6 protein-coding genes are annotated in these 9,502 nt (G+C 59.2%); all 6 read left to right on the top strand.

What is annotated here, in order from left to right; genetic code table 11:
• Window positions 1-1,548: acyl-CoA synthetase (locus tag C230_RS0104620; protein WP_018130868.1), on the top strand; the 1,548-nt coding region annotated here is incomplete at its 5' end.
• Between the two features lie 159 nt (window positions 1,549-1,707).
• Window positions 1,708-4,977, top strand: coding sequence for a BTAD domain-containing putative transcriptional regulator (locus C230_RS0104615; protein ID WP_018130867.1), 3,270 nt, complete (start codon window positions 1,708-1,710; stop codon window positions 4,975-4,977).
• 61 nt (window positions 4,978-5,038) lie between these two features.
• Complete coding sequence (locus C230_RS0104610; protein ID WP_018130866.1) at window positions 5,039-6,046, top strand: 3-oxoacyl-ACP synthase; 1,008 nt, start codon at window positions 5,039-5,041, stop codon at window positions 6,044-6,046.
• A 157-nt stretch (window positions 6,047-6,203) separates the two neighbouring features.
• Window positions 6,204-6,845 carry a TetR/AcrR family transcriptional regulator gene (locus tag C230_RS0104605; RefSeq protein ID WP_018130865.1) on the top strand — a complete coding sequence of 214 codons (642 nt, stop codon included), beginning with the start codon at window positions 6,204-6,206 and terminating at the stop codon, window positions 6,843-6,845.
• Window position 6,846: 1 nt separating this feature from the next.
• Window positions 6,847-8,409 carry an o-succinylbenzoate--CoA ligase gene (menE, locus tag C230_RS0104600; protein ID WP_018130864.1) on the top strand — a complete coding sequence of 521 codons (1,563 nt, stop codon included), beginning with the start codon at window positions 6,847-6,849 and terminating at the stop codon, window positions 8,407-8,409.
• A complete protein-coding gene (locus tag C230_RS0104595; RefSeq protein ID WP_018130863.1) occupies window positions 8,406-9,443 on the top strand; it encodes a 3-oxoacyl-ACP synthase in 1,038 nt (345 codons plus the stop codon). The genes menE and C230_RS0104595 overlap by 4 nt, the downstream gene beginning before the upstream one ends.
• The last annotated feature ends 59 nt before the right edge of the window (window positions 9,444-9,502 follow it).

Genomic DNA, 9,502 nt, shown 5'->3' with positions numbered 1-9,502 from the left:
CGGGCAAGCGACTGGTTGGCGAGCCGGGCCCGATTAACCCCCGGCAAACTGGCGGTGGTCGAGGCAAGCTCCGGCCTGCGCCTGACTTATGAACAGTTGCAGCGGCGGGTGAGCGCTCTGGCAGGTTGTTTGCGGCAATTGGGCGTCGGAAAAGGGGACCGCATCGCGCTTTTGGCGAACAACTCGGTGAAACATTTCGATCTGCTGTTCGCAGCGGGCAAAATCGGCGCGGTGTTCGTGCCGCTCAACTACCGGTTCGCGGTACCCGAGCTGGCCTATGTATTGACCGATTGCACGCCTGTGCTGCTGGTGTATGAGGAGCCGTATGCGGCGGCGGCAGCCGAACTGGTGCGGCAGGCGGCGGTTCAGCATGTTTGGGGCGAGCGGCAGTACCAAGCGGCGCTGGCGGATGAGCTGGGGAAACGCGCGGGCCAGGGTGCTTTCGACGGGACGGTGCGGGATACGCACGCCGATATGGAAGATCCCTGGGCGATCATTTATACGGGCGGCACCACTGGAACGCCGAAGGGGGCGATTTTGTCGCATCGGGCGATCACGTGGAACGCGATCAACACGGTGATCAGCTGGGGAATCACCGAACAGGACGTGACTCCGGTGTATCTCCCGATGTTTCACACGGGCGGTTTGAACGCTCTGGCCACCCCGGTGCTGTATGCGGGGGGGACGGTGGTGATTGGCCGGGAGTTTGATCCGCCAGCGGTGATCCGCGTCTTGGAGCAGGAGAACTGTACGATCGCCCTGTTTGTGCCGACCATGTACCATATGCTGATCCAAACGCCGGAGTTTGCAAAAGCGTCCTTCGCCTCGATGCACACGTTTCTGTCCGGCGGGGCGCCGTGTCCGCATCCGATTTATCGGGCATTTTGGGCGAAAGGGCTGCGCTTCAAGGAAGGGTACGGATTGACGGAAGCGGGACCGAACAATTTTTGCATCGACCCGCAGGACGCCATACGAAAAATCGGCTCGGTCGGAAAACCGATGTTCCACAACTGGATCCGGCTTGTGGATGAACATGGCCGGGATGTGGTGGACGGGCAGGAGGGAGAGGTCTGGATCGCGGGACCGCATGTGTTTTCCGGTTACTGGAACCAGCCAGAGGTAACGGCCCGGACGTTCTGCGACGGGTGGCTGCGGACCGGGGATGTGGGCCGCCGCGATAAGGATGGCTTCTATTATATCGTGGGCCGCAAGAAAGACATGATCATCACCGGCGGCGAGAATGTCTATCCGCTGGAGGTGGAACATGTGCTGCAGTCGCATCCGGCGGTGAGCGAAGCAGCGGTCGTAGGCCTGCCGGACGAAAAATGGGGGGAAGCGGTGACGGCCGTCGTGGTGCTCACGCCCGGCAGCCATGTGACGGTGGAGGAACTGAAAGCGTACTGCAGCGGCAAGCTGGCGGGATACAAAATTCCGAAGCGGTTTCTGTTTGCCGGGGAACTGCCGAAAACGGCAGTCGGCAAAATCGACAAGAAGCAGCTCGTCAGCCTCTACACAGAGCAAAAAGCGGGCGGCAGCCAACCGGCGTAGGCGGCCGAAAGAGGCGGGAGCGATAGGCGCGGCGATGGAGGGGAGCAAAAAGGTTTGGCCTCTTTGAAAGCGGAGAGACACGCGACGATGAGCAGGATATCGGCGATAAAAATTGAAAAGTCTATACAATAGACTGTCTGGGAAAGAGGGAATGCACCTATGAACCGGCCCTATCGCCTGTTGTCGACCCGCCTGGCGCCGCCGCGCGTCAAATCCCAGTACCTGCTGCGCCCGCGCCTGGAACGTCTGTTGTGGCAGGCGGTCGATTACCCGGTTACGGTCGTTCATGCGGAAGCGGGGTATGGGAAGAGCACGGCGCTGGCTGCTCATTTGTGCAGCCATTTTGACCCGGTGGCCTGGTATTCGGTGGAAGAGGGAGATTGGGATGCGTTCCAGTTCCTGTCGTATCTGATCGCCGCTCTGAAAGCGTTCGACGAACGGATCGGGGAACGGGCGCTGCGGCTGTTGCAGGAGGCTGATTCGGCGGTCGCCGTGTGGCGTCCGTGCATGACCATGCTGATCAACGACCTGGCCGAACGGGCGCCCGACCCCAGCATCCTGGTCCTGGATGATTTGCACACGGTTGCGGGAGCGGCGGAGATCGAATCGGTACTCGACTGGCTGATCCGCTATCTGCCGGCACACGTGCACCTGGTGATCGGCACGCGCCGCGCGCTGGAGCTGCCTTCCCTCCAGCGTCTGCAAGCGACCTGCGATCTGCTCTTGATCGGCAAGCAGGAACTGGCTTTTTCCGTGGAAGAGATCGACCGGCTGTTTGTGGAACAATACGGCATCCAGTTGACCGACGAGCAACTGCGGTTGCTGCACGAACAGACGGAAGGCTGGATCATCGCCTTGCAGATGGTCTGGAAAGGATTGGAGAGGGGCGTCCGGCTGGACGACCTCTGGAAACCGCAGCCGGAAACGGGCAGGCGGTTGTTTCATTATCTGGCGGAAGAGGTGTTCGACCGGCAGCCGGAGAGGATTCGGCAATTTTTGCTGCGGACGGCAATTCTGCAATCGATGGAACCGGATATCTGCCGATTGCTGACGGGAGAGAGCGATCCGCTCGGGCTGCTTGCCCAGCTGGAGCAGGACGGGTTGTTTGTGGCGGGCGACGGGTTTGGTCATTACCGGTATCACCGGCTGTTCCAGCAATTTTTGATCAGCCACCTGCTGCTCAACGGGAGTGAGCGGCAGTGGTTTGCGCTGCACCGGCAGGCGGCCGATTTTTACCGCGAAAAAGGCGATGTCCCGGCCGCTCTCCACCATTTCTACGAGGCGCAGGAGCTGCAAGCGGTTGTGCACCTGCTGTTGCAAGCAGGCGAGGAGTTCCTGCAAAACGGACGGCTGGAACTGCTGAAAAGCTGGATTGAACGGCTCGATGGCGAAGTGTTGCAGCAATACCCGCAGTTTCTCTTCTGGCGGGGGGAGATCGACCGGGTGTCGTCCCGCTTCTCCGAGGCGGGGCACTGGTACACGCTGGCCGAAGGAGGATTCATCCGGCTGGGCGATGCGCTGGGCAGAAGCCGCGTCTACCGGGGGCAGGCGCAGTTGTATCTGGACACAATCCAGCCGGCGAAAGCGAACGAGTGGCTGGAAAAAGCGGCCGCCGTGCTGGGCGATGCCTATCCGCAGGAAACGGCCAGGGTGTTGCGGCTGATTGCCGAAAACCATACGAACAGCGGCCGACTGTATGAGGCGCAGGAGGTGCAAAGGCGGGCGGATGAACTGGCGCCCGGCGCACCGAAGGATGAACTGGACATCCGGATCCACCTGCGGACGGGCAGGCTGGCACAAGCGCGCCAGCTGGCGCGTCAGATCCTGGAAGACGAACGCAGAGAACCGGAACGGGCCCGTAAAAGGACGGCCAAATCGCACCGGGAAACGCACCTGCTGCTGGCGCTGATCGACGCCTTTATGGGGGATGCCGCCTCCAGCCGCTGGAACGCGGCACAGGGAATCCGGATCGGCCAGGAATTGCAGTCCCCGTTTGTCGAAGCGGTCGGCTATATACGCCTGGGGCATGCTTTCGCGCTGGCCGGGCGTTTGGCAGAAGCGGCCGACAGCTACCGCCGTTCGATGCAGATCAGCGAGCAGTTGGGCGTTGAGCGGGGCAAGGTGGAAGCGTTGATGGGGCTTTGCATCACCGCCGGACTGGCCGGCGAGCTGGGGAAGGCGGAGCAGTATGCGCGCGACGGATTGCAACTGGCGCTGGCGGTGCAGGACATGTGGTGCGCCAACCTGATCCGGCTGGCGCTCGGACTCGTCCGGACCACGTGGGGACAGTTCGAGGAGGCGTTGCCGTGGCTGCTGGAGGCGGAGCAAGGCTTCGCCGCATGCGGCGACCGGTTTTGCCTGGCGAACGTCTGGCTGTGGCTGGCGATTCTGTATGAAAAAACCGGGGATGAACGGGAACTGGCCCGCGTGCTGCCGCTCTTGCTGGAGGCGGTCGGGGCGGGCGGCTACGAATTTTTGTTTGAAAAACGGACGTTGTTCGGGCCGGATGACCTGCAAATGACCGTCCCCGCCCTGCTGTGGGCGCGCGACCGGCTGCAACGGAGCGATGCCGGGAAACTGTTGGGACTGCTGGGGTGCAAGGATGTGCAGAAACATCCTGGGTACACGCTGCGGATTTGCACCCTCGGCAAATTTTCCGTCCACCGCGGGCTGGAGGAGGTGGCCCGGAAGGAATGGAAACGGGACAAATCGCGGCAGCTGTTTCAACTGTTGGTGACGCGTCGGGGGCAGTTCCTGCAGCGGGAGGAAATTTTCGAACTGTTGTGGCCGGATGCGGATGAGAAAACGGCCGCCCGCGATTTCAAAGTGGCGCTCAATGCGCTGATCACGGCGCTGGAACCGGAACGGGAGGCGCGCGCCGAATCGTTTTTCATCGAGCGGCTGGACTCGGCCTACCGGCTGCGCCCAGGCCATGCGGTGTGGATCGACCGGGACGAGTTTGAAGCCTCTGCCGAGAAGGGGCTGGCCCTGGCGGATAAAGGAACGGCCGCCGGGGGTGATCCATCCGCCGCCGGCGACACCGCCCGTGCATTCGACGAGTTGGAAGCCGCGATGCTTTTGTACAAGGGGGATTTTTTGCAGGAGTACCCGTACCAGGAATGGTGTGCGGAGGAGCGGGAGCGGCTGCGCGTCCTGCATCTCCGGGTGCTGGAAAAAATGGCTCTGCTGCACCAGGAAAACGGTGCGCTTGCGGAAGCGATCGCCTGCTGCGAGCGGATTCTGGCGATCGACCCTTGCTGGGAAGCGGCATACCGGATTTTGATGACCTGTTACTTCCGGCAGGGCAACCGCAGCTTGGTGATCGCCGCGTACAAGCGCTGTGCTGCCCAGCTGGAGGAGCAGCTGGGGCTGGCACCGATGCCGGAGACAACCCGGTTGTACCAGCAACTGATCCGGCGGCGGGCGTAACCGGCTTGTAACTCCTTCCCGGTACGATGGAAGCAAAGCATGTACCGGGAGGAGTTTTTTCATGCAAACGGTGGGCATTGTCAGCACCGGCGTCTACCTGCCGCAACGGTTTGAAACCGGCCGCGAGATTGCGGAGAAAAGCGGCATTCCGCCGGAGATCGTCGAACAGAAAATGGGGATCGTGCGAAAAACGCTGCCCGGCCCGGACGACCACACCTGCCAGATGGGCATCTGGGCGGCGGAAACGGCGCTCCGCAAGGGGAACGTCGATCCGGCGTCGATCGATCTGGTGATCTATGTGGGAGAGGAGCACAAGGAGTATCCGCTGTGGACGGCGGGGATCAAACTGCAGCAGGCGATCGGGGCGAAGCGGGCCTGGGCGTTCGACATCCAGCAGCGGTGCGGGACGATGGTGATGGCGCTGAAAGTGGCGAAAGACATCATGCAAAACGACCCGGAGATCAACACGGTGCTGCTGGCGGGCGGCTACCGGAACTGCGATTTTATCGACTATACCAACCCGCGCACCCGGTTTATGTACAACCTGGCGGCCGGTGGCGCCGCGGTCATCCTGAAAAAGGGGCACCCTGTCAATCAGTTGCTGGCCAGTCACATCATTACCGACGGCGATTTTTCGGAGGATGTGGTGGTGGTGGCGGGTGGCACCAGGCATCCGATCAGCCACGAAGCGCTCGACAAGCGGCTGAATACGCTCGACGTCACCGATCCGGAAGGCATGAAACAGCGGTTGGAACAAAAATCGATGGACAATTTTCTGCAGGTAATCCGGCGGGCGGTGGAAAAAAGCGGCTATTCGCCGGCCGACATCGATTATCTGGCGATCCTGCACATGAAGCGGTCCGCCCACGAGTTCGTGTTACGGCAGCTCGGTTTGCGGGAAGAGCAGTCGTATTACCTGTCGGAATACGGCCACATCGGGCAGATCGACCAGATTTTGTCGCTCGAGTTGGGGCTGCAGGCGGGACGCATCAAACCGGGCGACCTGGTGGTGCTGGTCAGCGCCGGCATCGGCTACGCGTGGGACGCTTGTGTGGTTCTGTGGGGGTAAGCGCAAAAGAACGGAAAAACCGGCTTTCGGTGGGATCCTTTTCGGGGGGATCCTTTTTTTATGTGAAGTCACCGGTAACCAGAAAAAACCTCGGATGAAAAAACTCTCTTTACAGATCAGATAATTCAGTGTAATCTGAAATTGAGAGGTGATTCATATGTCAGAAACAATCGAAACAAATTGCGAATCCCCGCTGCCGCTGACCGAAAAAGGACTCAAAACGCGCCAGAAACTGCTTGCCACGGCGGAGCAGATTTTTGGCACAAAGGGGTATTTCAACGCTTCGGTGGTTGACATCACTCAGCAAGCGAATGTGGCGCAGGGAACTTTTTACAATTATTTTTCATCGAAACAAATGATTTTTGAGGAACTTGTCAGACAGTTGAGCAGCGATTTCCGCAACGAGATCCGGGTGGAGGTCGCCAAGGCCACCAGTGCGAAGGAAGCCCAGATGATCGGTTTCCGTACGTTCTTTCGTTGGGTGAAGAACCATCGCCATCTGTACAGCATCGTCCAGCAGGCCGTATTGGTGGACGAAAATTTGTACCGCTGGTATTACGAGCGTCTGGCAATCGGTTACGTGAAGGGTCTGCAGGAGGCGATGGACCGGGAGGAATTTGAAAGGCTTGACCCGGAAACTGTGGCGTATTGCCTGATGGGGATCAGCCAATTTGTCGGCATGCGCTGGGTGTACTGGGAAAATCAGGATGTACCCGAATGTGTGCTGGAGACGATGGCCCGCTTCATGTTTGAAGGCTTGGAAAAAAAAGAAAAACCGGAATGCGGACGGGAGGAGTAGCATGCGAGGCGTGGCTTACTGGATCGAGAAGAGGGCGTTCATAACGCCTCACCGGATGGCGCTAATCGGCGAACACCGAAGGCTAACCTATTTTCAGGTCGCGTTAGAAATGGAGCATATCGTCCGTTTTCTGCAGCAATCATGCGGATTGCAACGAGGCGAGCGGGTGGCGATCCTGTCGGACAACAGCGTCGAATATCTCGAACTGCTGTTTGCATTGGCGAAAATGGGGTGCATCGCAGTACCGCTGAATACGAGGCTGGCTTCGGCGGAGTTGGAATTTCAGTTGCAGGACAGCGGCACTTCCGTTCTGGTCGTGTCGGAAGCGTACCGGGAAACCGGCAAGCGGTTGAACGCCAACTGCCGGCTGCGCCATCTGGTCAGTGTCAGCGAGCTGCTGGAACAGTCCCCGGTCCGCCGGATCCCTCCAACAGACCATTTTGCGTATGCACCTCTGTGCGAATCGACAACCGTTTCCGGGGACTCGCCGTTTGTGATTTGCTACACGTCGGGCACAACGGGAAGGCCGAAGGGCGCTGTGCTGACGCAGGACAACATGTTCTGGAACGCGTTGAACAACATCCTGGGGCTGGATCTCTCATCGGAAGATCGGGTACTGACGCTTTTGCCCTTGTTTCACATCGGCGGGATCGGATTGTTCGCGTTTCCGGCGTTGCTTGCCGGAGGGACGGTCGCGGTTCCGGGCCGGTTCGATCCGGACCGGGCGCTGCGGTGGATCGAGCGGGAAAAGATCACGGTCGTCATGGGGGTTCCCACGATGTTTGACGCTTTGCGGAAGTGCAAGCGGTTCCGCGAAACGGATTTTCGCTCGATTCGCTGGCTGTATAGCGGCGGAGCGCCTTGTCCGAGGGAATTGATCTCCTTCTATCTGGAGCGCGGCATTCCGTTCGGCCAGGGATACGGCATGACGGAAACCTCTCCCACTGTTTTCCTGTTAACAAAAGACGACTACCGGCGCAAGGCCGGCTCGATTGGAAAGCCGGCCCTGTTTTGCGAGGTTCGGGTGGTGGATGACGACGGCCGGGATGTGCCGCGGGGAACGGTTGGAGAATTGGTGGTCAAGGGGCCGAATGTACTGAGGGAATATTGGAACTTGCCGGAAGGGGCGGCAGCCGGTTTTTGCGACGGATGGTTCCGTACGGGCGATCTGGCCAGGATGGACGAAGAAGGGTTCGTTTACATGGCGGGACGCAAAAAAGACATGATTATTTCAGGCGGGGAAAATGTGTACCCGCTGGAAGTGGAGCAGGCGATCGGCGAACATCCGGCGGTGGCGGAAGCGGCTGTGATCGGCGTACCCGACGAAAAATGGGGAGAAGTGCCGATGGCAATCGTCGCCCTCCATGCTGGAGCCACTCTTGCCGAACAGGAACTGATCGGCCACTGTGCCGGCCGATTGGCAAAATACAAATGTCCGAAGATCGTGAAGTATGTAAACGCTTTACCGAAAAATGCGACCGGCAAGATCGACAAAGCGGCTTTGCGGCAACAATACGCAAAAGAAGCGGCCGGGCTGCCGCTGCGGGAGGGAGAAACACCATGAACACGCGAGTCGACAACGAAGTTTCCATCGGGATTGCCGAGACGGGCGTGTATGTCCCGCCCGGGGTGGAAACGGCTGCCGACATGGCCAAACAGACAGGCATTCCGGAAGAAGTCATCCGACAAAAGTTCGGTCTGGTGCAAAAACATGTGGCGGACGAATCGATGCACGCATCCGACATGGCGATTGCGGCAGCCCGGCCGATTCTCGAGCGGATCGATCCGCTGGAGATCGATGTGGTGATCTATTACGGAAGTCCCCACAAGGATTATCCGGTCTGGTCGTGCGCGCCGAAAATCCAGCATGCATTGGGCGCAAAAAACGCGTATGCGTTTGAGATCATGAATGTCAGTTCCTGCTTTCCGATTGCTCTGAAAGTGGCGAAAGACATGCTGGCTGCCGACCGTTCCATCCGGACGATTCTGCTGGCGGGCGGATGCAAGGAATCGCAGATCATCGATTATCAGAATCCGCGTTCCCGGTTCATGTTCAATTTTGCCGACGGGGGCGCTGCGGCACTGGTCAAACGGGGAGAAACGGGCAATCGGATACTGGGATCCGGGTTTTTGACAGATGGTTCGTTTTATGACGATGTGAAAGTGCCGGCCGGGGGATCCGCAATGCCGGCCTCGTTTGATACGGTTCGCAACCGCTTGCATGCGATCGATGTAAGGGATCCGGCAGACATGAAGGAGCGGCTCGATTCTGTGTCGATTCCGAATTTTATTGCGGCGGTGGAAAAAGCGATTGCTAACAGCGGATACCGAGTCGGGGATATCGACTGGTTGCTTCCCCTGCACACCAAACGGTCGATGTTCCGACAACTGCTTCAGGGGCTTGGGTTAAGCGAACAGCAAGCGGTCTACCTGGACGAGTACGGGCACATGTCGGCGCTGGATCCGTGTTTTGGGTTTCATTTGGCGAAAAACAGGTTTCAGCCGGGAGATCTGATCGTTACGGTCAGTGCGGGAACAGGATACACATGGGCAGCCACCGCGATTTTATGGGAAGGGGCTTCGGTGAACGGTTTGTAACTCCAGTGTAACGTCCCGCCGTTAGAATTTAGACAAATCTGTAAAATACGAAAAGGGGG

Origin of the sequence: Effusibacillus pohliae DSM 22757, assembly GCF_000376225.1 — a bacterium.
Lineage (GTDB): Bacteria > Bacillota > Bacilli > Tumebacillales > Effusibacillaceae > Effusibacillus > Effusibacillus pohliae.
This window is presented reverse-complemented; position numbering and strand designations above follow the sequence as displayed.